Here is a 22,412-nt window from a genome sequence, read left to right on the forward strand (position 1 = left end):
CGGCTGCCACAGATCGGGACAGAGTGCACTCAGTTGTACAGAAAGGGTTAAGCAATCCACATGCGGCCACAATGGCGCCCAGCTTCAGCCTTCGAGCATGATGGCGTGGACGTGCCGGCCATAGTCCGGCTCGTTGCGATGGACCGAGCGGCGGTAACTGAAGAAGCGCTCGTCGACATAGGTGTCGAGGCCGAGATCGTCGATCAGCAGCACGCCGGCGTTTTCCAGCCGCATCCGGATGAAGCCGGCGAGGTCGAACATCGCGTGGCCGTCGCGAACCGACGGCAGGAAGAAGCGCGCGTGCTCGGCGTCGTCGTCGAGGAAGCGGGTGACGAACTCGGCGCCGACCTCGTAGCTCGGCTGGCGGATCAGGGGGCCGATCGCGGCAATGATCCGGCCGCGCTCTGCGCCGAGCTCCTCCATCGCCTGCAGCGTGCCTTCGAGCACGCCGGTGAGCGCACCTTTCCAGCCGGCATGCGCCGCGCCGATGACGCGCTCATGCGGGTCGACGAACAGGATCGGCCCGCAATCGGCCGTGGTAACGCCGATCGCGAGATTCGGCGTCGCGGTCACCAGCGCATCGGCCTTAGGCCTGACGGGGCCGTCCCAGGGCCCGGTCGCAACCACGACGTCGGGCGAATGAATCTGGTGCAGGCTGAGGAACTGGTCGGGCGCGACGCCGAGATGGACGGCCATGCGGCGGCGGTTTTCGCGGACGTTCTCCGGCACGTCATTCGATCCAAGCCCGCCATTGAGCCCGGCATAGATGCCGTCGGAGACGCCGCCCTCGCGGGTGAAGAACGCGTGGCGCAGGCCAGGAATCGCGGACATCACATCCGATGATACCAGCATCATGCGCCTCCCGTCGTCTCGTTGGTGTGTTCGTCGCTGATGCCCGCCAGCACCGGAATGGCCGGATCGGAGATGCCGACCACCTTGAACAGCGACCCCATTCCGCCGCGGCCGCCGCCGGTCAGGCGCTTCAGCCCGCTCGCGATGTCCTCCGAGACTTCCGGCGACGCCTTCTGCATGAGGGTCAGCGCGCGGGTTTCGATGCCGAGCCGCTGCAGGAACTCGCCCTGCGTGACCGGGCCGTGAACGCGCGCGCCGACGGCTTCCGCGGCCCGCGCCAGCGCGTCGAAATCGACATGGGCGGTGATGTCGGCAAGCCCCGGTGTCTTGAGGGGATCAGCGAAGCTATGACGGGCGATGGCCTGGAAGGTGTCGCCGACGTCGCTGCGCACATGGCCGTAATCAATGATGACGGCGGCGCCGCGCTGGTCGCGGATGCGCCTGGCGATGGCCATCATCTCGGTGTTCGGCCGCCATTCGAAGATCGCGCCGGCCGGGGCGGCGCGCACCAGAGGCGGCAGCAGCAGCTCGAAGCCGGGCGTCGGATCGGCGGCCGCGCCGTAGACGAAGTTCTCCTCCTCGTCGAGCTCGACCACGCGCTCGTGCCAGCCGGTTTCGCGCTTCACCATCTGGTGAATCGGCAGCACGTCGAAATACTCGTTGGCGAAGATGACGCTGGGGCCCTCCGGCACCTCGTCGAAGCTCTCGTGCCAGGTGACGTTGCGCAGGCCGGTCAGCGTCGCCTTCTGCTTTTCACGCAGCACCGGATTGACCTCGACCATGTGAACCGAGATCGTCTGGTACAGCGGCGGCAGCACGCGCAGCGCCCGCAGCGCATCCGACATCATGGTGCCGCGGCCGGGCCCGAGCTCGATCAGCCGGAACTGCTGCGGCGAGCCGGCCGCCTTCCAGATCGAGGCCGCCCACAGCCCGAGCAGCTCGCCGAACATCTGGCTCACTTCGGGGGCGGTGGTGAAGTCGCCCTCGCGTCCGAGCGGATCGCGCGAGATGTAGTAGCCGTGCTCCGGATGCATCAGGCACAGCTCCATGTAGCGCCAGACCGGCATCGGGCCGGACGCCTTGATCAGCCGCTTGATCTCGGTGTGGAGCGGAGACGTTTCGATCACGGATTGGCCTGCAGCGGGGGAGTGGCTTGACGACTCTCGGGCCTGCGCAGCGCCCGTGCCACGAGAACGGCGCCGACGATCAGCATCGGCACCGACAGCAGCATGCCCATGGTCAGGCCGCGCCAAAGGAAGCCGAGTTGCTCGTCCGGCTCGCGGAACAGCTCGCTGACGATGCGCGCCGTGCCATAGAGGCCGATGAAGCTGCCGAGGATCATGCCGGGCCGCCTCAACGCGCCGAGCCGGATCATGATCGCCAGGACGATGAACAGCAGGATGCCTTCGAGGCCGGCTTCGTAGAGTTGGCTCGGATGGCGCGGCAGGTGGGTCGGATCGCGCGGGAAGATCATCGCCCAGGGCAGGCTGGGATCGGCCGTGCGGCCCCACAACTCGCTGTTGATGAAATTGGCGATGCGGCCAAGCAGCAGCCCGATCGGAGCGACGGCGGTGGTGAGGTCGCCGAGCGACAGGATCGGCAGGCCGTTGCGGCGGCTGAACCAGATCACGGCGATGACGCAGCCCATGAAGCCGCCATGGAACGACATGCCGCCCTTCCACAGCTGGAAGATCTCGAGCGGATGGTCGATGAAGAACGGCAGATTGTAGAACAGCACGTAGCCGGTGCGGCCGCCGAGAATGATGCCGATCGTGACCCAGAGAATGAAATCGTCGAGCTGTGGCAGCGAGATCGGCGCCGGGCCTCCCCACAGCCGGTCCTTCTTCAGCAGCGAGCGAGCGTAGAGCCAGCCGAGCACGATGCCGCAGATATAGGCCAGCGCGTACCAGCGGATCGCGAACGGGCCGATGGCGATCGCAACCGGATCGAACACGGGGAAGTCGATGAGGAGAGGCGTCATTCACTGGCTTTCGTGGACACGGCGTCCCGCTTCTGGAAGCCCCCGGGCGCTGCGGGCTTCGAACGGGCCCCGCCACATGAACAGGCGCGGCGCGATGTGATCTCAGGGCTGCTCATACCAGCGCCGCGGGCCGGCGCAACAAGTACGATGACAAGGAAACCAAGGCATGACAAGACGGGCCCATCTTGCGGGCGGCGACAGGGATCGCCATTCTGTCTTCCACAATCGTGCTCGTCGCGGGACGCGGAGTTTCTCACATGACCCAGACCAACAACCGGTTTTTCGACGAACTCGGCCGCCTGATGAACGATGCCGCCGGTGCCGCCCAGGGCATGAAGCGGGAGGTCGATTCCGTCATCCGCAACCAGGCGGAAAAGATCCTGAACGACCTGGACATCGTGAAGCGCGAGGAGTTCGAGGCGGTCAAGGACATGGCCCGGCTCGCCCGCGAGGAGAACGAGGCGCTGAAGGCCCGAATCGCGGCGCTGGAAGCCAAGCTGGGCGGCGCGGCCGGCACGCCGCCGGGTGCCGGCAGCGCGGACGGCTGACGCCGCGGCCGGGTCGCCCTGGGACGGGAGGGCAGGCGGCCCCTTCATTTCCTTGTCATTTCCCAGGTTTGCCGCTAGAACGCCGCCACGTCCGCGGCCCCCGCACCCCTGGAGGCTTGCCGAAGGACGTCCAGCAACGGGCCGCATTGCGGCCTTTAACTTTTTAAAACAAGGACTTAACACGATGGCGACCGTCAGAGAACTGAAGGCGACCGCCCGTCCGTCAGTCGGCAAGGGGGCCGCACGGGCAGAGCGTCGCGCCGGGAGAGTGCCCGGAGTGATTTATGGAGACAACCAGCCCCCGCTGCCGATCTCGGTGGAAGACCGCGAGCTGCGCCAGCGCATCCTTGCGGGCCGGTTTCTGACCACGATCTTCGACGTCACCCTCGACGGCAAGAAGCACCGGGTGATCCCGCGTGACTTCCATCTCGATCCGGTCAAGGACTTCCCGATCCACGTCGACTTCATGCGGCTCGGCCAGGGCGCGACCATCCGCGTCAGCGTGCCCTTGCATGTGGTGGGTTCGGAAGCCGCGCCGGGCGTCAAGCGCGGCGGCACGGTCAACATCGTGACCCACACGCTCGACCTCGAGTGCCTGGCGGAGAACATCCCGCAGTTCATCGAGGCCGATGTCAGCGCGCTCGAGATCAACCACTCGCTGCACATCTCCGACGTCAAGCTGCCGACCGGCGTGAAGACGCTGTCGCGCGACGACGCCACCCTCGTCACCATCGTGCCGCCGTCCGGCTATGGTGAGGAGCAGAAGGCTGCTGCTGGCGCCGCCGCGGCACCCGCTGCCGCTGCTCCGGCTGCCGCCGCCAAGGCACCCGCTGCCGCGGCCAAGGCGCCGGCTGGCGGCGACAAGAAGAAGTAAGCCGTTCCGCTTGCGGGAAGCACGGGCGGGTCCCGTGCTTCCCGAAGCGACGGCGGGTGCGGATGCCGCGTCATGCTGCTGTTTGTCGGCCTCGGCAATCCCGGCGCGAAATATGCGCGCAACCGGCACAATATCGGCTTCATGGCCGTTGACGAGATCGCGCGGCGTCACCGCTTTTCGCCGTGGCGACGCAGGTTTCAGGGCGAGACCTCGGAAGGCACGCTGGACTCTGAGCGCGTCATCCTGTTGAAGCCCTCGACCTATATGAACGAATCCGGCCGCGCCGTGCAGGAGGCGACCAGCTTCTTCAAGCTCGGCGTCGGCGACGTCACGGTGTTTCAGGACGAGCTGGAATTGCCGCCGGGCAAGCTGCGCGTGAAGGTCGGCGGCGGCATTGCCGGCCATAACGGGCTGCGCTCGATCTCGGCGCATCTCGGCAACGACTATCGCCGCGTCCGGCTCGGCATCGGCCATCCCGGCGTCAAGGAATTGGTGCACGGCCACGTACTGTCGGACTTCGCCAAATCCGACATGCCCTGGGTCGAGGCGCTGTGCGAGGCGGTGGCCGACAATGCAGGTTTGTTGACGGGCCGGCGCGACTCCACCTTCGCCAACAAGGTGCATCTGGCGCTGCAGGCCAAAGGTTTTCTGGACAAGGGCGACGCTGGCGCCGTGTGAGGCGCCTCAGGCCGTCGTTTAAAAGGATGCGGGACGGGTCATGGGATTCAAATGCGGAATCGTTGGGTTGCCCAATGTCGGCAAGTCGACGCTGTTCAATGCGCTGACGGAGACGGCGGCGGCGCAGGCCGCGAACTATCCGTTCTGCACCATCGAGCCGAATGTCGGCGAGGTCGCCGTGCCCGATCCGCGGCTGGAGAAGCTCGCGGCCATCGCCAAGTCGGGACAGATCATCCCGACGCGGCTGACCTTCGTCGACATCGCCGGCCTGGTGCGCGGCGCCTCCAAGGGTGAAGGCCTCGGCAACCAGTTCCTCGCCAACATCCGCGAGGTCGACGCGATCGCGCATGTCGTGCGCTGCTTCGAGGATTCCGACATCACCCATGTCGAGGGCAAGATCGCGCCGCTCGCGGACATCGAGACCATCGAGACCGAGCTGATGCTGGCCGATCTCGACAGCCTCGAGAAGCGGGTCGACAACCTGTCCAAGAAGGCCAAGGGCGGCGACAAGGATGCCAAGGAGCAGTACGAGCTCGTCACCCGTGCTCTGGTGCTGCTGCGCGACGGCAAACCGGCGCGGCTGTTGGAGCGCAAGCCTGAGGAGGAGCGCGCCTTCGGCATGCTCGGCCTGCTGACATCCAAGCCCGTGCTCTATGTCTGCAATGTCGAGGAAAGCTCTGCCAAGGACGGCAATAGTTTCTCCCAGGCGGTGTTCGCGCGGGCCAAGGAGGAGGGCGCGGTCGCCGTCGTGATCTCAGCCAAGATCGAGTCTGAGATCGCGACGCTGTCGCGCGAGGAGCGCGTCGACTTCCTGGAGACCTTGGGGCTCGAAGAGGCTGGCCTCGATCGGCTCATCCGCGCCGGCTATCAGCTGCTCGACCTGATCACCTATTTTACCGTAGGTCCGAAAGAGGCGCGGGCCTGGACCATTCACCGCGGCACCAAGGCGCCGGCGGCTGCCGGCGTCATCCACACCGATTTCGAGAAGGGCTTCATCCGCGCCGAGACTATCGCCTTTGCCGACTACGTCGCGCTTGGCGGCGAGGCGGGCGCGCGCGAGGGCGGCAAGCTGCGGCTCGAAGGCAAGGAGTATGTCGTCGCCGACGGCGACGTGATGCACTTCCGCTTCAACAACTGAGAGCCTGTGGGGCGGCTACATCCGCCCCTGCTCGCGGATCGCGCCGAGGTGCTCGTTGATACGGAAGACGATCAGCACGAACTCGGCGATGATGCGCGAGAACACCATGCCGACGATGATTCCGGCGAGCGAGGACAACAGCATCAGGAAACCGCCGAATGGGCTGATCGCCATTTCGGAGAGGCCCGTGAAAATGCCGCGAATTCCCGACAGGATGATCAGCGCAATCACGAGCCAATAGAACGTCTTGATGATGGTGGGCGTGATGAAGCGGTCCCACTGGAACAAATCGCGAAATTCCAACATCCTGATCCCCCGGCCACGTCCGAATCGAAGTCGAATCCGTCTTTAAGTCCTGCTCGACTCTCGCGCCAGACGACATGCGCGGCGGCCGAGTTGGTCCCAGTGTGTGGCGCCTTCTGGCACTCTCGTGCGACTGGACCGGGCGTCAGCCATGCGAGCGGCCCGGTTGTGATTGCTGCAAAGTGCGGCCACAATCGGGCTTCTTTCAGCCATTCCCAGCCTCATGACCCTCACCTTCGAAGATTTTCCGCAAGGCCCGTTCGGCAGCTTTGGCCCGCGACACGTCACCCGCGACGAGATCATCGCCTTCGCCTCTGAGTTTGATCCGCAGCCGATGCATTTGGACGAAGAAGCCGCCTCGCAGTCGATGCTCAGGGGCCTGTCCGGCTCGGGCTGGCACCTCTGCTCGCTGATGATGCGCATGATGTTCGACGGCTTCATCGGCCGCACCGCCTCGCTCGGTTCACCGGGCGTCAACGAGGTCCGGTGGCTCTCGCCCCTGCGTCCTGACGATGAGCTGATGCTCGATGTGGAGGTTCTGGAAGCGCGGGTGTCGCGGAGCCGTCCGTCGACCGGGATCGTCACCTTCAAATGCAGCGTGCGCAACAAGGCGGGCATGAGGCTTTGCGAGATGGTTTCTCCCATCATCGTCGAGCGCCGTGAGAGCCGCGGGCAGGTGGGCTGATGCGCTTTTTCGAAGATCTTCAGGTCGGCCAGCGCCGCGAGCTCGGCTCCTACACGTTCACAGCCGAAGAGATTAAGCGCTTTGCCGTTCAATTCGATCCGCAACGCTTTCACCTCGACGAGGAAGAGGGCCGCCGATCGCTGTTCGGCGGGCTCGCGGCATCGGGATGGCACATCGGCTCCGTCTGCATGAAGCTGATCGTCGCGGATAATCAGCGCCTCCTGGAGATCGCGCGCTTGCGCGGCGAGCCGATCGTCCTCGGAGGTCCTTCTCCCGGTTTTCGGGATCTGCGCTGGCACAAGCCGGTGCTTGCGGGTGATACGATCAGCTTTTCCAGCGAAATCGATTCGCTTCGCGCGTCGGCGTCGCGCCCGGAGTGGGGCATCCTGCAGGCGCGCAATACCGGCATCAATGACCGCGGCGAGCTGGTGTTCTCGGTGCTTGCATCGGCCTTCGTCCCTCGACGGAACGAGGGTTGAGGCGAAAAGGTCACGCTTCGTAGGATTGTCGGCGCGGAACGAACTTCGCGCTAACGCATTCTGAACTCCGACTCTATAAGACAGCCAATCAGGGATCAGGATGTGGGGGATGAGTATGGCAGATCGCGGTGGTCTGAAACTCCTCGGCTTTATCTTTGCCAGCGTGACGCTCGCGGTGATGCTCGCGACGGGAATGGTCGTGAAGGGCTATGCCGACGGCTCGTATTCGCTGGAGACGTCAGCGACGATCAACGAGTGACGGATTAACTACTCGTTAACCAGAACGGACCACGCAGTTCTGTTGTTTGTAGAGGCGGTCTAGCGGCTCCAGATGAGCACCATGACCGCCATCGCCACCACCAGCAAACCGACGAAGCGGACCATGATGGTCCCGATCCGCTGAGGCTCAGGCCTCAGAGGAATCGGATCGGTGTTTTCCGGCCGGATCGTTTCCATGAAAGTGACACCCTCTTGACGCAACCTGCCCGCCACGAGATGGGCGGGAGTTGGTCGCGGGAGGGCCGGGTCACGTTCAAGGGCGAGGCGCTGCAAAGACGAAAACCGCCGCGCGATGGCTCGCACGGCGGCCCTCTTCAAGGTCCGGAAAGAATGCTCAGCTGCTGCGCAGGCCGTCGGCGGCGCGCTTCCACTGCGTCACGTTCTCGGCGATCGCCCGGGTCGACTTCATCGCCGCCTGGCTGAGCTGCGCATAGCTCGCGATCTCGCGCTGCACCCGCTGGCCCTCGGCGTGCAGCAGCTCGCGCAGGCTCTCGAGCTCCCCGATCAGGTTCTCGATCTCCGACAGGGAGGTGCCGGCGACGCGCTGGATCAGCGTGGTGACGCTGTTCACTGCTGCATCGGCATCGATCGAGGCCTCGGCCGTGGCGGCCGCATTGGGACGGCGCAGATAGGCGATATCATTACGGACGAAATCACGAATGCCGGCCTCGACTTCGGAGACCGCCGCCAGATCCGTATCCAGCTCGGCTTCAGTTCCATCGATCTTGTCCGGACGAATGACATTCATCGGCTATTTCCTCATTTCGCGTTCAAGCGAGCGCGGTGTCCCCGCACGACGAACTTCTCAAAGCCTATCAGTGCGGCCAAATTGGGCCGCACCGCGGCGAAGTCGCGGCGATGGTTCGACCATTCGTGGCGGCCTGCCGCAATGGTGAACGTCACCAGCTCCGCTTGAAGCCGGCTGAAATGCTCTTGCTGGTGCCGCCCTGCGCTGTCTCGCTGACCGAGCCCGATACGCTGAGACCATCCGACAGCTTCTGCTCGGCACCGAGCTTGCGCAGCCATTTGTCGTCGCTGGACGACAAGGTCTGGCCGGCGGTGACGCTGGTGCCGGTGTCGCCGATCGAGAGCCTGGCGGATTGCTCGGTGTCGAAGCTGCGGCTGGTCTTCGGCGCCGCGCCGGGAATCGGCACCATGCCCTGCTGGGTGACGTTGTAGCCGTTCTGCAGGGTCAGATTGTAGTGATCGATCGGCACCGCCTTGGTGATGGTGGTGCCCAGCCGGCTCTGATCCGAGCTGGGGTCGACGCGGGCCTCGATGGCGGTCTTGTCCCAGATCGAGCCGGCGCCCGGGGCGGTGACGGCCGCCCAGGCCGAGCCGCCGGATTGCGGAGCATTGCCGCCGTTCTCGGCCTTCTCCGCCAGCAATTCCGACATCGTGGTCGGCTGCCGCGCGACCGTCATGTCGGCGCCGACGCGGGCGTCCCAAAACGGCGACACCGACTGCTTGACCGACACGCCCGAGGCGAGGCTGCCCTTGTTCTGGTTCGACCAGTCGAGCGCGGCGGCTTTCTCTGCGGCGGCCTTGCGCCTCGCCGCGGCGGCGGCTTCGGGACGGTCGAGGAAGGTGGTGTCGTCGATCGCGAGCTGGCTCCAGTCGAGCTTTTCGACGTCGATGTCCTTCATCGGGTCGGCCGTTGCGGCCTGGTCCTCGGACTTGTCATCGTCCTCTGGCTCCGGCGCGATCTGCTGCCAGGGCACGATCTGCAGCGGTTGCGGGGCCTGCATCAGCGTCTGGGCCTGCGCGGCGGACGCAAGAAGGCCGAAGCCGGCCGTAAAAACCGCCAGCGCGCAACCATACGATGTCATGAGAGCAACCCCCGCCGCCCGAACCTGTGTGCCGGAATATGGTGGAATCTTGGCGCAAAATTATGGCTGCGCCAGTCACGATCTGTTGGGTTGTCGGTGAGTCTGACCACAATCCAACCCGCGGGGCGGCGGGCTCAGGCGAAGCTGCCGATGCGCGGCAGGTCGATGGAGCGGCCGAGCGTCTGCTCGACCAGATCGAACGTATCGATCAGGATCCGCAGCCGGGCGAGCTTTCCGGCGCGGAATTGCATGAATTGCGCGAGCCGCGCGGTGATCGGCTTGTCGGAATCCTGCGCCGTCATCGCACAGCGGACCATCGTCGCCGCGCTGGTCTCGTCCAGCATCAGGGTCTCGCGCTCCAGCCGCCGGATGCTCACATTGTCCGCGATCTGCCTGACGGCGTCGAGCACCGCCGCGCGGCCGTGCCGCGCGCCGAGGAAGGGAAACATGTCGATCGGGCCGTAGATGGCCCAGTCGATGTCGTCGTCGAGAAGCTCGGCGAAATCGTCGAAACGGCGGTCGTTGATCGCGCCATGCAATGCGCGCGACAGACGCCAGAGGCTGTGCTCCGTCATCGGCTCGGGATCCTGAACTGGCTTGCGAGGGGGCGCGCCGGCCCGAAGGCGACGCCGCAATGGACGTCACGCCGGGGCGCCGAATCTATCTCTCTTACGCCTCACATAAATCAACCACCTGCGCGCGCAACGGTTCTTTTTGCATCGCACAAATGCATGCCAGTGCCGGCAGCGGGGCGCCAGGACCCCCGTCAACGCCCTTCGTGCTGCATCCGCTGCTGCGCGATCGCGACCTCGTGGTCGCGGAAGGCGGCCATGCCGAACAGGGTGGCGCCGGCGAGACCGCCGATCAGGGCGCCGAGCGGCATGAACGTGAAGAACACCAGCATGCCTGCATAGCCTTCGAATTCGCTGGTGTTGAACAGCTCGATCCAGGCCAGTCCAAGCCCTACTCCGATCGTCGCGCCGCCGACGACGCCCATCACCAGTCCGGCCATCGCCAGGAATGCTATTCTCATGTCACCGATGCCTCGTATACCACCGCTGATGGGGTGCGGAGCCCGGGCCACAGGTTCAAGGCAACGGCGCCGCCGGTGGTGACGTTTGCGTGATCGGCTGGTCCAGGCCCTGGTCCGCTACGGCCGTGCCGGCCTCAGGGCCGGGCGGCGCCCGCGATCAGCAGCCGGCTGAGATCGCATTCCAGCACCTGCTGCACCAGGTCGTAGGTGTCCATGATCTCGCGGATGCGGGCGACGCGGCCGTCGCGCAGCGTGTAGAAGGCCGCGACGTCGTATTGCACGATGCGGTCGTTGTCGCGCTTGCGCAGGAAGATGCGCAGATCCACGGCGACCTGGTCGCCTTCGCAGATCATGGTCTTGATCTCGTGCCGGACCTCGGCATAGCGGCTGCGTGCCGTCTCCCACATCTGCCGCACCTCGGCCTTGCCCCGGCGGCCACCGAGATGGGGGAAGATGTCGATCGGCGCCGAGGCGAAGTGCTCGAGATCGTCGGTGCAATGCGCCAGCACGCTGTCGAAATCGCCGGCGGCATGGGCCTCGAGCAGCTTGCGCACGCGCTGCTTGTTGATGTGCTCGATCATCCTGTCTCCACTGACGGGAACGCCCGCGTCGGCGATGGCGTTCTGGAGATGCCGGCCCGCGGCCGTCAACCACTTGAGTGACCGTCTGCCGGCGCAATGCGCCGGTACGGTGAACGGAAGCTTGGCGCGGGATCGCGTCACGATCATGTCTCGGGCCATCTCTCATCCCATGGGTCATCCCCGCGCGCGAAAGGTTCGCGCAAGGCGTCATGTCGGTTGCGAGGCGGGAACCGCTCCGCCGCGTCGCCGTTACCCCGCACCATTCTTGCGGAGCTCGATCACGAAGATGTCGATCACGAAGACCATGCTTGCCGCCTCCGTCGCAGCGCTGGCGCTGCTGTCGACGCAGGCCGCCGAGGCCAAGGGCTGCATCAAGGGCGCCATCGTCGGCGGCGTTGCCGGCCACTATGCCGGTCATCACGGCGTGCTCGGCGCGGCCGCCGGCTGCCTCTATGGCCGTCACCGTGCCAAGGAGCAGGAGCGTCAGCAGCAGCAGCAGGGCCAGGTCAACGGGCAGGGTCGGACGTAGTTGATCCGCGCGTCCATCGTGCTTGGCATGCCTTCACCTCAAGCTGGCGGCGATGGTCCGGCGTGACCGGGCGTTCGGTCCGTGTCGGAGGTGCCGGCTACAAGGGAGCGCCGCTTGTTCGCGTCGTGGCTTTTTCCGTTACGCCAGCGAGGGTGATGCGCATCGGCCTCAACAAACCCTGTTGTCGTCCCGGCGAACGCCGGGACCCATACCCCCAGGGAGCGGTTTGAGGCACGCTTGCTATTGGCTTCTTGTCCCTCACGACCGCCGCTGCGTATGGATCCCAGGTCGCCGCGCCGCGCTGTCGCGTCGCAGCTTGCCCGCGACGGCAGTGGAGAGAACAACGGATTTACGATTCAAACAGCTAAGGATTGCTCCGAAACATGACGGCGCGGTCTCGCGGCATGTGATGCCCGAGTGATACGATCCGCGTGGCCCTCGTGAGTGCAGAGGGCGCAGGGAATGCCGGGTGAAGGCCTCACCCATGGCCCGCCTGCGAAAAAAATGCAGGCGGCAGGTACCACAGGCAAAGCCGATCAACCGGCATTCCCTGCGCGACGGTCTTCACGCTTATACGCAGTCTCCCTGGTGCGCCGGGCTTGTTGGCCACCATGTCGCACGACGCGCTTGCGCGCGTCATGCTGGATACCAGCATCGGGGTATCAGGACGCTGCGACTTCACGTCCGCGCATTGCCGTTCGTCCGCACGCCGATAAGCATGCTGCGGCAACAACGCGGCCATCGCATCCCCACCTCGCGTGTCGTGACGATCGCGCGCAACGCCCCTCTGCGGTGAGGCGGGATGCGGGGGAGATAATCATGAATTCCGATAAAGCGCAAGAAGTTTATGTTTTTCGGAAGATGCGCGCTTCATCTCTCGCGTTGTCTGGCGGGCCGTCTGATGGATTTCGTGAAGGGCACCCCTAATTTGGGGCCGACGCCGCGAGAAATTCTTCCGCTTTGGCTCGGCTCGAGAACCGCCCGAGCTCTTCATAGGACGGCTCGTCCTCGGCGTCATCAGCCGATCGCAGGACGACAAAGCAATCCTCATTGCTCAAAATCAGCTCTGTCAGGTCCTCGCTCCGGGACGGAGACATGTCGCGGGCGCCGCAATGAGGACACTCGTCGTCGCACATGCACGACCATTCATCGGTCCAGGCCTGCGCGCAACGTTCACAACGATAGAAGTTCAAGAACCAGGCCATTGCCGGACCTCACGTCTTCAAACGATAGCGGCCGCGCGATACGAACTCCAGGAATCCCTGATCGCGCAGGAACTGGAGCTGCTGGCGGATTTTCGGTCGGACGTTCTGGTTGCCGGGATAGAGCAGGCTGAGATGGCGGTCGAAAGCGTAGACATCGTCGAGCGTGAATTCCGCTTTGCCGAGCGACTCGACGCATTTCAAGACCTCGATCAGCCATCCGCGTGAATCCAAGGATTCCTTGCGGAGGAAGAGCGTCCGGCTCCACTCCTGCAGCACGACCTCCTTCGCGCGGACGACGCGATTCTGGACGATGTGAATCTTGCCCGACTCGGGAACGCGATCGAGAAGAATGTTCGAGCCGACCCACCCGGCGCGGCGCGCGGTCGCCGCGAGCGGCTTGCGCTGCTCGATGATGTCGCGGACAAAGAAATGCTTCGGCACGACGAAGAGGTTGATGACCGACCGGGTGTCACGGTCATAGTTCATCAGCAGGAGATTGGGATTGTTGCTGGCGGCCAGCCGCTCGCACTTCGTCCCATAGGCGCCGTCGGCGACCTTGGCGCCGAATACCTTCTTCTGGCTCTTCAGCTCGAACTCTTCGCTGCAGCTCGTACAGAAGAAGTCGGCCAGCGGGCTGTTGTTGGGAAACTGCGCCATGTTCGATCGGCCGCAGTTCGGACAATAGGCTTGCGCGCCGACCCAGGCTTCGGTCCAGGCCCGCGCCTTCTGCGTGCCGCTGGTGTAGGCAATCTGAGGTTCTTCAAAGCCGAGTTTCATGTGAGCAGAGTAGCTCAACATGATATGTTTTCCAGTCGAGATCGCGGGCCGGACGTCATTGCGAGCGAAGCGAAGCATCCAGATCAGGCCAAGTGCATAGACTCGATTGCTTCGTCGCTGTCGCTCCTCGCAATGAGGCGGCGAGAAGGTTTACACCTCACCGCTTCTTCCACCCGCCGCGCTTTCCCGGCGCGCCGCCGGTCGAGCGGGGGCAGGACCGAATTCGGGGCCTGAGTCGCGCGAGTTGGTCGGCTGGATGATACGGACCGGAAAGATTTTTCCGGCAGGGGGCGGTAGGGCAGCGACTCCTCGCCGTGCATTTGGTCCAGATGCAGCCTGTCGACTTGGCCGACGCTCGATCGAGCGCTTAGCCGGTGACGTGGAGCTGCAATCCCGCCTGCTTCTGCAGATAAGCGATCACGCTTAAGAGGTTCTTGGCCTGAGGATTGCCTTGCGGGCCGAACATGCGGATCAGGCTCTTGGGCGGTGTATCGATCGCCTCACCGAGCTTTTCGAATCCGACGGTCGCCTTGATGTAGTCGCGAAGAATGGTTTTCCCCGTTTCCATGTCGCCGCTGAGCATCGCGTCGACGCCTTCGCGAAGAAGCGCCGCCGCGAATCTCGTGTCCGCTGTCCGCCTTCGCCTGCCGATGAAGCAGCTTGTCGAAACGCTTCGTCTTCATGGTCATCGCTTTTCCCCACGGACGACGCTCACCGCTTCTTCCACCCACCCCGTTTGCCAGGCTGCCCGCCGGTAGAGCGCGGGGCGGGGCCGAATTCGGGGCCGGACTCGCGCGAGTTGGTCGGCTGGATGATGCGGCTGGTGCTACCGAACGGTTTTTCGGGCAGCTTGGGGTTGGGGCGGTAGGGCAGGGACTCCGGGCCGTGCATCTCGTCGAGATGCGGCTTGTGGACTTTGGAGGCGGTGCTTGCGCCATGGGCGCCGCGACTCGTGGGCCCCCCACCCCGACCCTCCCCCGCAAGGGGGGAGGGGGAGGAGCGACCGTCCTCGCGGCGCGAGGAGCCGGTGAGTTCGTCGAGGAGTGGCGCGAGCGGATCTCTGTCGCGGGATTTTGCTCCGCGACGGCCGCCGCGACTCGTGGGCCCCCCTCCCTGGCCCTCCCCCACGAGGGGGGAGGGAACGGAGGGACCGCCCGCGCGGCTTGACGCACCGCCGCCGCGTGCTGCCGAGCCGCGGCCCTTCATCGCCGTGGTCGGGAGATTGGCGGCGTCGCCGTACTTCTTGGCGCCGGCGTAGCTGCCCGCCTTGCCCTGCACGGTGCGCTGCTTGGCGGTGGGGTCGTCGACGACGGCGAGCTCGGTGGCGCGCAGGCGCTTGACCTCGTCGCGCAGGCGGGCGGCTTCCTCGAAGTTCAAATCGGCGGCGGCTTCGCGCATGCGGGTTTCGAGATCGGCCAGCACCGCCTCGAAATTGTGGCCGATCGAGATGACGTCGTCGGTAGTGGTGCCGCCGCCGGTCTCGATCAGCACGTGGTCGCGCTCGTAGACCGAGTTGAGGATGTCGCCGATCGACTTCTTCACGCTCTCCGGCGTGATGCCGTGGGCCGTGTTGTACTCGACCTGCTTCTCGCGGCGGCGGTTGGTCTCGGCGATGGCGCGCTCCATCGAGCCGGTCATCTGGTCGGCGTAGAGGATCACCTTGCCGTCGACGTTGCGCGCGGCGCGGCCGATGGTCTGGATCAGCGAGGTCTCGCTGCGCAGAAAACCTTCCTTGTCGGCGTCGAGGATGGCGACCAGCGCGCATTCGGGAATGTCGAGGCCCTCGCGCAGCAGGTTGATGCCGACCAGCGCGTCGAAGGCGCCGAGGCGCAAGTCACGGATGATCTCGATGCGCTCGATGGTGTCGATGTCCGAATGCATGTAGCGGACGCGGATGCCCTGCTCGTGCAGATATTCGGTGAGGTCCTCGGCCATGCGCTTGGTCAGCACCGTGATCAGCGAGCGATAGCCGGCCTGCGCGGTAGCGCGGACCTCGCCGAGGAGATCGTCGACCTGGGTGCGGGCGGGGCGGATGTTGACGGGCGGATCGATCAGCCCGGTCGGGCGGATGACCTGCTCGACGAACACGCCGCCGGCCTCGTTCAGCTCCCAGCCGCCGGGGGTCGCCGACACCGCCACCGTCTGCGGCCGCATCATGTCCCACTCCTCGAAGCGCAGCGGGCGGTTGTCCATGCAGGAGGGCAGGCGGAAGCCGTATTCGGCCAAGGTCGCCTTGCGGCGGAAGTCGCCGCGGAACATGCCGCCGATCTGCGGCACGGTGACGTGGCTCTCGTCGGCGAACACCAGCGCATTGTCGGGGACGTATTCGAACAGCGTCGGCGGCGGCTCGCCGGGCAGCCGGCCGGTGAGATAGCGTGAGTAGTTCTCGATGCCGGCGCAACTGCCGGTCGCCTCCATCATCTCGATGTCGAAGGTGGTGCGCTGCTCCAGCCGCTGCGCCTCGAGCAGGCGGCCCTGCGCGTGCAACTGGTCGAGCCGGATCTTCAGCTCCGACTTGATCGACTTCATCGCCTGCACCAAAGTCGGGCGCGGCGTCACATAATGCGAATTGGCGTAGACCTTGATGAACTCCAGCTCGTCCTGCTTGTGGCCGGTGAGCGGATCGAACTCCTCGATATTCTCCACGGTGTCGCCGAACAGGTTCACGCGCCAGGCGCGGTCCTCATAGTGCGCCGGGAAGACGTCGATGACGTCGCCCCGCACGCGAAAGGTGCCGCGGGTGAAATCGTGCTGGGTGCGCTTGTATTGCAGGGCGACGAGGTCGGCGATGAGCTGGCGCTGGTCGATGCGCTCGCCCTTCTTCAGCGCGAAGGTCATCGCGGTGTAGGTCTCGACCGAGCCGATACCGTAGATGCAGGACACCGAGGCGACGATGATGACGTCGTCGCGCTCGAGCAGCGCGCGCGTCGCCGCGTGGCGCATGCGGTCGATCTGCTCGTTGATCGAGGAATCCTTCTCGATATAGGTGTCGGTGCGCGGGACGTAGGCCTCGGGCTGGTAGTAGTCGTAATAGGAGACGAAGTATTCGACCGCGTTGTCGGGGAAGAAGCTCTTGAACTCGCCATAGAGCTGCGCGGCGAGCGTCTTGTTCGGCGCCAGGATGATCGCCGGGCGCTGCGTCGCCTCGATCACCTTCGCCATGGTGTAGGTCTTGCCGGAGCCGGTGACGCCGAGCAGCACCTGGGTGCGGTCGTTGCGCGCGATGCCTTCGACCAGCTCCTTGATCGCCTGCGGCTGGTCGCCCTTCGGCTCATAGGCCGACTTGATCTCGAAGCGCACGCCGCCTTCGGACTTCTCCGGGCGGGGCGGGCGGTGCGGCGTCCACACCTTGAGCGAGCCGTCGTCCTTGCGGAACTCGGGACGGCCCTCGCGGATCAGCGACTCCAGCGCTTCCGCCGTGGCCTTGACGCCGAGCGCCTCCATCTTGTTGCGCGGCGGGCGGGCGAGCGCCTCCTCGTCGTCCTCGGCCGTGGGCAGGCCAAGCTGCCGCGCCAACTCGGGATCGAGCGTCGGAATGGTGGCGGCGGTGCCGTAATTGGCCTGCGGGGCTTCGGCGAGGCCTGACTCGCCAGCGTTGTCAAAGGGCGCGTCCGCATGCGCTGCGGCGCTCCCTCCCCCCTTGTGGGGGAGGGGTGGGGAGGGGGGTACTCCGGCACGAGCTGTGTCTGAGTCGTCGGCCAACGCGGGAGGGGACTCAGGTCGCGCCGCCACGCTCTCCTCCTCTCCCCCTTGCGGGGAGGCGGCGGGGGTGGATTCACGGGCAGTGTTGCTTGGGGCACCCCCCTCCCCAGCCCTCCCCCACAAGGGGGGAGGGAGCGCAGCGTCCTGCTGGGCTGAAGCTTGTGACGTGTCACGGACGGACGAACGCCCACCCACCGGCTGCGGATTCGGCCGCAGCGGCATGGACCGCGCCGAGGCGTCGCCCGTCGCAACCTCGGCACTCCTGCCCTTGGTCGACGCCCGCGCGCGGTGCGCGGCGGCCTCGCCGCCGCTGCGGCGGTCCCAGGAATTGTCCGGCGGAGGCTTCAGTCCCGTTGAGGAACCGATGCCGCTCTCGCCGCGGTTGATGGCGGGATTGAGCAGCTCGGCGAGCGCGGGCGCGATCGGCTGCACGTCGGGCCGGTGCGCTTTCGATTTCGGAGTTCGGCCAGGCTTCTTGGGGGTGTCGGGGGTCTTCGCCATGGCCCGAATATGGGACGGATGACGCCGACTTGAAAGAGTGATCGGGCGCCGCGCAGCGGCCTTGCTGACAGCATGGTGGCAGCAGGACGGCCCGAGATGCGCCTGCACGCGGAAGGCCACACGAGATCAGCAAGCGACTCGCGAGCCGTGGCGCGCGCGATGGCGCTCCAGCGACGCCTCGCTGCGGTTCAATGCCGGGTCGGCTGCTCGACGATGTCGAGATGCACGCCGTGGCAGGCGACGCATTGCAGGGCCCAGTACTCGGAACCGCCGCGGCCGTTGATGACGCTCAGGACGCTCAGCTCGGCATCGCAGTCCGGGCATCGCGTACGCACCGAATAAGCGAGGTGTTTGACGGCAGGCTCAGCCATGAATTGCAGTCCGCATTACGAATACACTCGGCATTTCGAATTGGCGTTTGGATTGTTGGCTTGGAACCGTCTGGCCGCGCGGATGGACTCTCGGGGACTTCACTCTCGAAGATTGTTCCACGTCGCGCTATCCGTCTTTTCCCGGGGGGCGGTCGATATCCTCCGTTGCATGCTCGAAGCGACGGCCTATCAGCTGGCCGTCGTCAGTCCCACCGCTTGCGGAAGCGGTCGATGTGGCTCTTGGCATCGGCGATCGCCATGTCTGCATCGGACCAGGCAAAGCCGACTTCGAGAGACGGGAACGAAACACCATTGATCACCACCGGGGTCATGTCCGCGCGGCGGATCCGCGCGTGCCACAAGCCGCGTCCTGCTTCGAACGGCTCGATGGCGAAGTCCTCGTACAAATACGTCATTGCGCAGTCCTGGATGTTCCAAACTGCAACAACAGCATGAGTTTGTCCGAGCATTTGTGAACAGGTTCACACGTCAGCGTCTTTTTTGAGCGCGTCCCTGCGCTGAGAATTCCGGGTCGCGGGTTGCGACGCTGCGCGCATGATCCAGCGCCGGAACGCGGCGAAATCACGTTGGCCGGCCTGGAAGTGGCGGTAGACAAGATACCAGCGCTCGCCTTTTGGGACGGTCAGTGCGAACGGTGCAACCAGCCGTCCCGCCGCGAGGTCATCGTCGATATAGGGACGGATGCCCATCGCGACGCCGAGCCCGTCGATCGCGGCCTGCAGCGCGTGCCCGTAATACTGGAACTCGGTGCCGCGCGCGCTGACGCGGGTGACGCCCGCGGCCTTCAGCCACAGCGCCCAGTCCTCGGCCGCATGCGACACCCGCAGCAGGCTCGGGCCCTTGAGGTCGGCCGGTTTCTTCAAGGTCGCGGCCAGCCGCGGCGTGCACACCGGCACGAGATCGGCGGCGAACAGCGGCTCGGCGACGAGACCCGGCCAGGCGCCGTGGCCGAGCTTGATGCCGCAGCTCCAGTCGTCGCCGAACGGCACCGCCGCCCCGCCGGTGGTGATGCGGACCTCGATGTCCGGCTGCTCGGTGCTGAAATCGGCGAGCCGCGGGATCAGCCATTTCATCGCGAAGGTCGGACCGACGCCGAGCGTCAGCACGCGCATCGACGACGGCGCCATGATCTGCGCGGTCAGGCTCGACAGCGCATCGAAGATCGGCGTCAGCCCGCTCTGATAGGCGCGCCCCGGCGCGGTCAGCGCCAGGCGGTTGGCCTTGCGCTCGAACAGCACCACGCCGAGCCGCTGCTCGAGCAGGTTGACCATGCGGCTGATCGCGGCCGCGGAGACGTTGAGCTCGCTGCCGGCCGCGGCGAAGCTGCCGGTGCGCGCAGCCGCCTCGAATGCCTTGATGCCGTTGAGGAACAGCAGCCGTCTCATCGAGCCCTCAGGAAAACTGATGGAGGGCAAGATAACTCGGTTTGTGCGGCCGTCGCCAGTACGACAATCTGCATGGCGAGGAGATCAGCCATGACACCAGCCCTGATTGCAGCGCTCGGATTGCTGATGGTGGCGACGGCGTTCCTGTCGGGTCTGTTCGGCATGGCGGGCGGGCTGATCCTGATCGGCGTGCTCTTGGCGATCATGCCGCTGCCGGCGGCGATGGTGCTGCACGCGGCGACGCAGATGGCGTCGAACGGCTGGCGCGCCGTGCTGTGGCGCCGGCACATCCGCTGGCGGCCGGTCGCGGTGTATCTCGTCGGTTGCGCGCTGGCGCTCGGCCTATGGTCCCTGGTGCGCTACGTGCCTGACAAGCCGGTCGCGCTCCTGCTGCTCGGCGTCACGCCGTTCATGGCGCGGCTGATGCCGGCCGGCCTCAGGCCCGATCCGGACAGCGTCTGGCAGGGCGCGATCTACGGCACGATCTGCATGGGGCTGATGCTGATGACCGGGGTGTCGGGGCCGCTGCTCGACACGTTCTTTCTCGGCGCGCGGTTCGACCGCCGCTCGATCGTCGCCACCAAGGCGACGTGCCAGGTCGCGAGCCACCTCACCAAGCTGATCTATTTCGGCGGCATCATCGATCAGGCCGCGGGCCTCGATCCCGTGCTCGCGCTCGTCGCCGTCGGAGCGTCGGTGCTCGGCACGAGCCTGGCGCGGCGGCTGCTGGAGGCGATGAGCGAGCAGCAGTTCCGCACCTGGGCCAACCGCATCATCACGGCGGTGGCGAGCTACTACATCCTCTATGGCGGCTGGCTGCTGCTGGCCGCGCAGAGCTCGGCGGCGGCAGAGTGAGGTGCGCATGGCCGTATCGGCAGACCCCCTGGTGCTGGACTTCATCGAATGGATCGCGCGCGCGCCGCGCAGCCATGCCGAGGTGGTGGCGACGTGGCGAACGAGCTGCCCGCGGCTGACGGTGTGGGAGGATGCCGCCGATCTGGGCTATGTCACGCGCCAGGCGATCGCGGGCGTCGGCATCCTCATCATCGTCACCGATGCCGGCGCGCGGCTGCTGCGCGACAACGGCCGCGTCGTGCGCTAGAACGGTCCGGAGTTGGAGGAAAGACCGGGAATGGCAGTGAAGCTGTATGAACTCGTCGGGACCGATGCGGGCCGCCCGTTCAGCCCCTATTGCTGGCGCACGCGGATGGCGCTGGCGCACAAGGGGCTGAGCGCAGAATCGATTCCGTGGCGCTTCACCGAGAAGAGCGCGATCGCGCCGCATGGATCGGAGAAGGTGCCGGTCATGCTCGACGGCGACCGCGCGGTGGCCGACTCCTGGACGATCGCCAACTACCTCGAGGACACCTATCCGGACCGGCCGTCGCTGTTCGGCGGCGCCGGCGGCCGCGCGATGGCGCGCTTCCTCAATGCCTGGGGTGACATCGCCATCGTCGGCGGCATCTTCCCGCTGATCATCGCCGACATCCCGAAGAACCTTGCCGCCGAGGATGCCGACTATTTCCGCAAATCGCGCGAGGCGCGGTTCGGCAAGAGCCTCGAAGAGGTCATGGCGACGCGCGACCAGGCGGTCATCGGCTTCCGCAGATCGCTGGAGCCGCTGCGCCAGACCTTGAAGACGCAAGCCTTCATCGGCGGCGACGCGCCCGACTATGCCGACTACATCGTGTTCGGCGGCTTCCAATGGGCGCGCGTGGTGAGCCCGTTCCGGCTGCTGGAGGAGAGCGACAGCGTCCATGCCTGGCGCGAGCGGCTGCTCGATGCGTTCGACGGGCTGGCGCGCAAGTCGCCGGGCCACCCGGTCTAGAAACGCGGCGGCCGGCGCTCGCGCCAGGCCGCCAGCCCATCGGTGAGATCGCGGCTGCCGACCAGGCTCGCGAACTGCTCGCTCTCGACCTGCAGCCCTTCGCCGATCGCCATGTTGAGCCCGCGCGTCGCGGCGGTGATGATGCCGGCGACGGTGTCCGGCCCGTGGCGGATGATGCGCTGCGCCAGCGCGCGCGCCGCCGGCAACAGCTCGTCGTGCGGCACGACGGCGTTGACGAGGCCGATCTCCAGCGCGCGCTGCGCCGGGAAAGCGTCGCCGGTCAGCAGCAGCTCGAGTCCGCGCTTGCGGCCGACCAGCCGCGGCAGCCGCTGCGTGCCGCCGAAGGTCGGCGGCATGCCGAGCCTGATCTCGGGCTTGGCGAAGCTGGCGCGCTCGCTCGCGACCGCAAGATGCACGGCCTCGGTGATCTCGCAGCCGCCGCCGAAGGCGAGCCCGTTGACCGCGGCGACGACCGGCTTGCGGAACGCCTCCAGTCGCGCCGTCATCGCCTGGCCGCGCCGCACGAAGTCGCGCAGCGCCGCGGCGCGCCCCTTGCGGACGCTCTCGGTGAATTCGTCGATGTCGGCGCCGGCCGAGAAGGCGCGTTGTCCCGCGCCGGTGAGGATCACGGCCCTGACGCCGGCATCGGTCTCGATGCGGTCGAACGCGGCCATCAATCGATCGATCAGCGCGTAGCTGAGCGCGTTCAGTCGCTCCGGCCGGTTCAGCGTGATCGTGGCGATGCGGTCGGAGATGTCGAGCAGGATGAGGTCGGTCATGGCGTCTCGCAGGCTGGCGGTTGGAGCAGGCGAAGACTAGGCGTCGCGGCAGCC

At 66.0% G+C, this 22,412-nt stretch carries 30 protein-coding genes and 1 pseudogene; 11 read left to right on the top strand and 20 right to left on the bottom strand.

What is annotated here, in order from left to right; genetic code table 11:
- Positions 1–84 precede the first annotated feature (84 nt).
- The 3 genes from pgeF to lgt are packed head-to-tail and all read right to left on the bottom strand — an operon-like array spanning position 85 to position 2,833.
- The gene (gene pgeF / locus QX135_RS19825; protein WP_409999119.1) at positions 85–831 is read right to left on the bottom strand and encodes a peptidoglycan editing factor PgeF; all 747 of its coding nucleotides are present in this window, start codon (positions 829–831) and stop codon (positions 85–87) included.
- 20 nt (positions 832–851) lie between these two features.
- Positions 852–1,979, bottom strand: coding sequence for a class I SAM-dependent methyltransferase (locus tag QX135_RS19830; protein ID WP_315733979.1), 1,128 nt, complete (start codon positions 1,977–1,979; stop codon positions 852–854).
- The gene (gene lgt, locus QX135_RS19835; RefSeq protein WP_316179948.1) at positions 1,976–2,833 is read right to left on the bottom strand and encodes a prolipoprotein diacylglyceryl transferase; all 858 of its coding nucleotides are present in this window, start codon (positions 2,831–2,833) and stop codon (positions 1,976–1,978) included. The genes QX135_RS19830 and lgt overlap by 4 nt, the downstream gene beginning before the upstream one ends.
- Before the next feature lie 257 nt (positions 2,834–3,090).
- On the opposite strand from lgt, the gene QX135_RS19840 reads away from it, so the two are divergent.
- The 4 genes from QX135_RS19840 to ychF all read left to right on the top strand — a co-directional run bounded on the left by QX135_RS19840 (position 3,091) and on the right by ychF (position 6,071).
- Positions 3,091–3,381 carry an accessory factor UbiK family protein gene (locus QX135_RS19840; protein ID WP_315714079.1) on the top strand — a complete coding sequence of 97 codons (291 nt, stop codon included), beginning with the start codon at positions 3,091–3,093 and terminating at the stop codon, positions 3,379–3,381.
- 184 nt (positions 3,382–3,565) lie between these two features.
- Positions 3,566–4,255, top strand: a complete 690-nt coding sequence (locus tag QX135_RS19845) for a 50S ribosomal protein L25/general stress protein Ctc (protein WP_315733977.1) — start codon at positions 3,566–3,568, stop codon at positions 4,253–4,255.
- Between the two features lie 72 nt (positions 4,256–4,327).
- Positions 4,328–4,933: an aminoacyl-tRNA hydrolase gene (pth, locus tag QX135_RS19850; protein ID WP_315733976.1), complete on the top strand. Its 606-nt coding sequence runs from the start codon at positions 4,328–4,330 to the stop codon at positions 4,931–4,933.
- A 40-nt stretch (positions 4,934–4,973) separates the two neighbouring features.
- Positions 4,974–6,071 carry a redox-regulated ATPase YchF gene (ychF, locus tag QX135_RS19855; protein WP_315778028.1) on the top strand — a complete coding sequence of 366 codons (1,098 nt, stop codon included), beginning with the start codon at positions 4,974–4,976 and terminating at the stop codon, positions 6,069–6,071.
- A gap of 15 nt (positions 6,072–6,086) precedes the next feature.
- On the opposite strand, the gene QX135_RS19860 is transcribed toward ychF, so the two are convergent.
- The gene (locus tag QX135_RS19860) at positions 6,087–6,377 is read right to left on the bottom strand and encodes a DUF4282 domain-containing protein (RefSeq protein ID WP_315714083.1); all 291 of its coding nucleotides are present in this window, start codon (positions 6,375–6,377) and stop codon (positions 6,087–6,089) included.
- Positions 6,378–6,597: 220 nt separating this feature from the next.
- On the opposite strand from QX135_RS19860, the gene QX135_RS19865 reads away from it, so the two are divergent.
- From QX135_RS19865 to QX135_RS19875, 3 genes are all read left to right on the top strand, one after another.
- Positions 6,598–7,059 carry a MaoC family dehydratase gene (locus QX135_RS19865; RefSeq protein WP_315757358.1) on the top strand — a complete coding sequence of 154 codons (462 nt, stop codon included), beginning with the start codon at positions 6,598–6,600 and terminating at the stop codon, positions 7,057–7,059.
- Entirely contained in the window at positions 7,059–7,538 is a 480-nt protein-coding gene (locus QX135_RS19870) for a MaoC family dehydratase (RefSeq protein ID WP_316179945.1), read from the top strand. The genes QX135_RS19865 and QX135_RS19870 overlap by 1 nt, the downstream gene beginning before the upstream one ends.
- 109 nt (positions 7,539–7,647) lie before the next feature.
- Positions 7,648–7,797, top strand: coding sequence for a hypothetical protein (locus QX135_RS19875; protein WP_315714401.1), 150 nt, complete (start codon positions 7,648–7,650; stop codon positions 7,795–7,797).
- A gap of 59 nt (positions 7,798–7,856) precedes the next feature.
- Here the strand turns inward: QX135_RS19875 and QX135_RS19880 are convergent, their stop codons facing one another.
- The 6 genes from QX135_RS19880 to QX135_RS19905 all read right to left on the bottom strand — a co-directional run bounded on the left by QX135_RS19880 (position 7,857) and on the right by QX135_RS19905 (position 11,260).
- Complete coding sequence (locus QX135_RS19880) at positions 7,857–7,994, bottom strand: hypothetical protein (RefSeq protein ID WP_315733970.1); 138 nt, start codon at positions 7,992–7,994, stop codon at positions 7,857–7,859.
- A gap of 157 nt (positions 7,995–8,151) precedes the next feature.
- Positions 8,152–8,565: a hypothetical protein gene (locus QX135_RS19885; protein ID WP_315714086.1), complete on the bottom strand. Its 414-nt coding sequence runs from the start codon at positions 8,563–8,565 to the stop codon at positions 8,152–8,154.
- A gap of 151 nt (positions 8,566–8,716) precedes the next feature.
- Positions 8,717–9,646 carry a hypothetical protein gene (locus QX135_RS19890; RefSeq protein WP_316179944.1) on the bottom strand — a complete coding sequence of 310 codons (930 nt, stop codon included), beginning with the start codon at positions 9,644–9,646 and terminating at the stop codon, positions 8,717–8,719.
- A gap of 134 nt (positions 9,647–9,780) precedes the next feature.
- Positions 9,781–10,221, bottom strand: a complete 441-nt coding sequence (locus tag QX135_RS19895) for a nuclear transport factor 2 family protein (protein WP_315733968.1) — start codon at positions 10,219–10,221, stop codon at positions 9,781–9,783.
- A gap of 191 nt (positions 10,222–10,412) precedes the next feature.
- The gene (locus QX135_RS19900) at positions 10,413–10,679 is read right to left on the bottom strand and encodes a hypothetical protein (RefSeq protein WP_315714089.1); all 267 of its coding nucleotides are present in this window, start codon (positions 10,677–10,679) and stop codon (positions 10,413–10,415) included.
- A 134-nt stretch (positions 10,680–10,813) separates the two neighbouring features.
- Positions 10,814–11,260 (bottom strand): nuclear transport factor 2 family protein, encoded by a 447-nt coding sequence (locus QX135_RS19905; RefSeq protein WP_316179942.1) that lies wholly within the window; start codon positions 11,258–11,260, stop codon positions 10,814–10,816.
- A gap of 304 nt (positions 11,261–11,564) precedes the next feature.
- Between QX135_RS19905 and QX135_RS19910 the strand changes: the two genes are divergently transcribed.
- Positions 11,565–11,789, top strand: a complete 225-nt coding sequence (locus QX135_RS19910) for a hypothetical protein (protein ID WP_315735660.1) — start codon at positions 11,565–11,567, stop codon at positions 11,787–11,789.
- Between the two features lie 478 nt (positions 11,790–12,267).
- Here the strand turns inward: QX135_RS19910 and QX135_RS19915 are convergent, their stop codons facing one another.
- From QX135_RS19915 to QX135_RS19950, 9 genes and pseudogenes are all read right to left on the bottom strand, one after another.
- Positions 12,268–12,531: a hypothetical protein gene (locus QX135_RS19915; protein ID WP_316230985.1), complete on the bottom strand. Its 264-nt coding sequence runs from the start codon at positions 12,529–12,531 to the stop codon at positions 12,268–12,270.
- Between the two features lie 181 nt (positions 12,532–12,712).
- Entirely contained in the window at positions 12,713–12,994 is a 282-nt protein-coding gene (locus tag QX135_RS19920; protein ID WP_316179940.1) for a hypothetical protein, read from the bottom strand.
- 9 nt (positions 12,995–13,003) lie between these two features.
- The gene (locus tag QX135_RS19925; RefSeq protein WP_316179938.1) at positions 13,004–13,792 is read right to left on the bottom strand and encodes a DpnI domain-containing protein; all 789 of its coding nucleotides are present in this window, start codon (positions 13,790–13,792) and stop codon (positions 13,004–13,006) included.
- Positions 13,793–13,928: 136 nt separating this feature from the next.
- Positions 13,929–14,109 (bottom strand): annotated as a pseudogene (locus QX135_RS32445) (hypothetical protein); the annotation flags it as partial.
- Positions 14,110–14,138: 29 nt separating this feature from the next.
- Positions 14,139–14,354 (bottom strand): hypothetical protein, encoded by a 216-nt coding sequence (locus QX135_RS19930; protein WP_316179936.1) that lies wholly within the window; start codon positions 14,352–14,354, stop codon positions 14,139–14,141.
- 128 nt (positions 14,355–14,482) lie between these two features.
- Positions 14,483–17,974 (bottom strand): excinuclease ABC subunit UvrB, encoded by a 3,492-nt coding sequence (uvrB, locus tag QX135_RS19935; protein WP_316234250.1) that lies wholly within the window; start codon positions 17,972–17,974, stop codon positions 14,483–14,485.
- A 188-nt stretch (positions 17,975–18,162) separates the two neighbouring features.
- Positions 18,163–18,345 (bottom strand): hypothetical protein, encoded by a 183-nt coding sequence (locus tag QX135_RS19940; RefSeq protein WP_315733962.1) that lies wholly within the window; start codon positions 18,343–18,345, stop codon positions 18,163–18,165.
- A 203-nt stretch (positions 18,346–18,548) separates the two neighbouring features.
- Positions 18,549–18,761 (bottom strand): hypothetical protein, encoded by a 213-nt coding sequence (locus QX135_RS19945; RefSeq protein ID WP_315733961.1) that lies wholly within the window; start codon positions 18,759–18,761, stop codon positions 18,549–18,551.
- Between the two features lie 66 nt (positions 18,762–18,827).
- Positions 18,828–19,751 carry a LysR substrate-binding domain-containing protein gene (locus tag QX135_RS19950; protein ID WP_315757352.1) on the bottom strand — a complete coding sequence of 308 codons (924 nt, stop codon included), beginning with the start codon at positions 19,749–19,751 and terminating at the stop codon, positions 18,828–18,830.
- Positions 19,752–19,841: 90 nt separating this feature from the next.
- Here QX135_RS19950 and QX135_RS19955 point away from each other — a divergent pair, with 90 nt between their 5' ends.
- Genes QX135_RS19955 through QX135_RS19965 form a run of 3 tightly spaced genes read left to right on the top strand, consistent with a single transcriptional unit; the run spans position 19,842 to position 21,579 of the window.
- Positions 19,842–20,606 (top strand): sulfite exporter TauE/SafE family protein, encoded by a 765-nt coding sequence (locus QX135_RS19955; RefSeq protein ID WP_316234251.1) that lies wholly within the window; start codon positions 19,842–19,844, stop codon positions 20,604–20,606.
- A gap of 7 nt (positions 20,607–20,613) precedes the next feature.
- Positions 20,614–20,853, top strand: a complete 240-nt coding sequence (locus tag QX135_RS19960) for a hypothetical protein (RefSeq protein WP_316234252.1) — start codon at positions 20,614–20,616, stop codon at positions 20,851–20,853.
- Positions 20,854–20,883: 30 nt separating this feature from the next.
- Positions 20,884–21,579, top strand: a complete 696-nt coding sequence (locus tag QX135_RS19965) for a glutathione S-transferase family protein (RefSeq protein ID WP_316234253.1) — start codon at positions 20,884–20,886, stop codon at positions 21,577–21,579.
- On the opposite strand, the gene QX135_RS19970 is transcribed toward QX135_RS19965, so the two are convergent.
- Positions 21,576–22,358 (bottom strand): crotonase/enoyl-CoA hydratase family protein, encoded by a 783-nt coding sequence (locus tag QX135_RS19970; RefSeq protein ID WP_316234254.1) that lies wholly within the window; start codon positions 22,356–22,358, stop codon positions 21,576–21,578. The two genes, QX135_RS19965 and QX135_RS19970, sit on opposite strands and share 4 nt — an antisense overlap.
- Positions 22,359–22,412 lie beyond the last annotated feature (54 nt).

Origin of the sequence: Bradyrhizobium sp. SZCCHNR1098 (assembly GCF_032489375.1) — a bacterium.
GTDB lineage: Bacteria > Pseudomonadota > Alphaproteobacteria > Rhizobiales > Xanthobacteraceae > Bradyrhizobium.

Excerpts from the sequence above, each read along its gene's own strand:
- pgeF (WP_409999119.1), bottom strand. The coding sequence starts at position 831 with ATGTCCGCGATTCCTGGCCTGCGCCACGCGTTCTTCACCCGCGAGGGC.
- lgt (WP_316179948.1), bottom strand. The coding sequence starts at position 2,833 with ATGACGCCTCTCCTCATCGACTTCCCCGTGTTCGATCCGGTTGCGATC.
- QX135_RS19840 (WP_315714079.1), top strand. The coding sequence starts at position 3,091 with ATGACCCAGACCAACAACCGGTTTTTCGACGAACTCGGCCGCCTGATG.
- QX135_RS19845 (WP_315733977.1), top strand. The coding sequence starts at position 3,566 with ATGGCGACCGTCAGAGAACTGAAGGCGACCGCCCGTCCGTCAGTCGGC.
- pth (WP_315733976.1), top strand. The coding sequence starts at position 4,328 with ATGCTGCTGTTTGTCGGCCTCGGCAATCCCGGCGCGAAATATGCGCGC.
- ychF (WP_315778028.1), top strand. The coding sequence starts at position 4,974 with ATGGGATTCAAATGCGGAATCGTTGGGTTGCCCAATGTCGGCAAGTCG.
- QX135_RS19860 (WP_315714083.1), bottom strand. The coding sequence starts at position 6,377 with ATGTTGGAATTTCGCGATTTGTTCCAGTGGGACCGCTTCATCACGCCC.
- QX135_RS19865 (WP_315757358.1), top strand. The coding sequence starts at position 6,598 with ATGACCCTCACCTTCGAAGATTTTCCGCAAGGCCCGTTCGGCAGCTTT.
- QX135_RS19870 (WP_316179945.1), top strand. The coding sequence starts at position 7,059 with ATGCGCTTTTTCGAAGATCTTCAGGTCGGCCAGCGCCGCGAGCTCGGC.
- QX135_RS19875 (WP_315714401.1), top strand. The coding sequence starts at position 7,648 with ATGAGTATGGCAGATCGCGGTGGTCTGAAACTCCTCGGCTTTATCTTT.
- QX135_RS19880 (WP_315733970.1), bottom strand. The coding sequence starts at position 7,994 with ATGGAAACGATCCGGCCGGAAAACACCGATCCGATTCCTCTGAGGCCT.
- QX135_RS19885 (WP_315714086.1), bottom strand. The coding sequence starts at position 8,565 with ATGAATGTCATTCGTCCGGACAAGATCGATGGAACTGAAGCCGAGCTG.
- QX135_RS19890 (WP_316179944.1), bottom strand. The coding sequence starts at position 9,646 with ATGACATCGTATGGTTGCGCGCTGGCGGTTTTTACGGCCGGCTTCGGC.
- QX135_RS19895 (WP_315733968.1), bottom strand. The coding sequence starts at position 10,221 with ATGACGGAGCACAGCCTCTGGCGTCTGTCGCGCGCATTGCATGGCGCG.
- QX135_RS19900 (WP_315714089.1), bottom strand. The coding sequence starts at position 10,679 with ATGAGAATAGCATTCCTGGCGATGGCCGGACTGGTGATGGGCGTCGTC.
- QX135_RS19905 (WP_316179942.1), bottom strand. The coding sequence starts at position 11,260 with ATGATCGAGCACATCAACAAGCAGCGCGTGCGCAAGCTGCTCGAGGCC.
- QX135_RS19910 (WP_315735660.1), top strand. The coding sequence starts at position 11,565 with ATGCTTGCCGCCTCCGTCGCAGCGCTGGCGCTGCTGTCGACGCAGGCC.
- QX135_RS19915 (WP_316230985.1), bottom strand. The coding sequence starts at position 12,531 with ATGGCCGCGTTGTTGCCGCAGCATGCTTATCGGCGTGCGGACGAACGG.
- QX135_RS19920 (WP_316179940.1), bottom strand. The coding sequence starts at position 12,994 with ATGGCCTGGTTCTTGAACTTCTATCGTTGTGAACGTTGCGCGCAGGCC.
- QX135_RS19925 (WP_316179938.1), bottom strand. The coding sequence starts at position 13,792 with ATGTTGAGCTACTCTGCTCACATGAAACTCGGCTTTGAAGAACCTCAG.
- QX135_RS19930 (WP_316179936.1), bottom strand. The coding sequence starts at position 14,354 with ATGCTCAGCGGCGACATGGAAACGGGGAAAACCATTCTTCGCGACTAC.
- uvrB (WP_316234250.1), bottom strand. The coding sequence starts at position 17,974 with ATGGCGAAGACCCCCGACACCCCCAAGAAGCCTGGCCGAACTCCGAAA.
- QX135_RS19940 (WP_315733962.1), bottom strand. The coding sequence starts at position 18,345 with ATGGCTGAGCCTGCCGTCAAACACCTCGCTTATTCGGTGCGTACGCGA.
- QX135_RS19945 (WP_315733961.1), bottom strand. The coding sequence starts at position 18,761 with ATGACGTATTTGTACGAGGACTTCGCCATCGAGCCGTTCGAAGCAGGA.
- QX135_RS19950 (WP_315757352.1), bottom strand. The coding sequence starts at position 19,751 with ATGAGACGGCTGCTGTTCCTCAACGGCATCAAGGCATTCGAGGCGGCT.
- QX135_RS19955 (WP_316234251.1), top strand. The coding sequence starts at position 19,842 with ATGACACCAGCCCTGATTGCAGCGCTCGGATTGCTGATGGTGGCGACG.
- QX135_RS19960 (WP_316234252.1), top strand. The coding sequence starts at position 20,614 with ATGGCCGTATCGGCAGACCCCCTGGTGCTGGACTTCATCGAATGGATC.
- QX135_RS19965 (WP_316234253.1), top strand. The coding sequence starts at position 20,884 with ATGGCAGTGAAGCTGTATGAACTCGTCGGGACCGATGCGGGCCGCCCG.
- QX135_RS19970 (WP_316234254.1), bottom strand. The coding sequence starts at position 22,358 with ATGACCGACCTCATCCTGCTCGACATCTCCGACCGCATCGCCACGATC.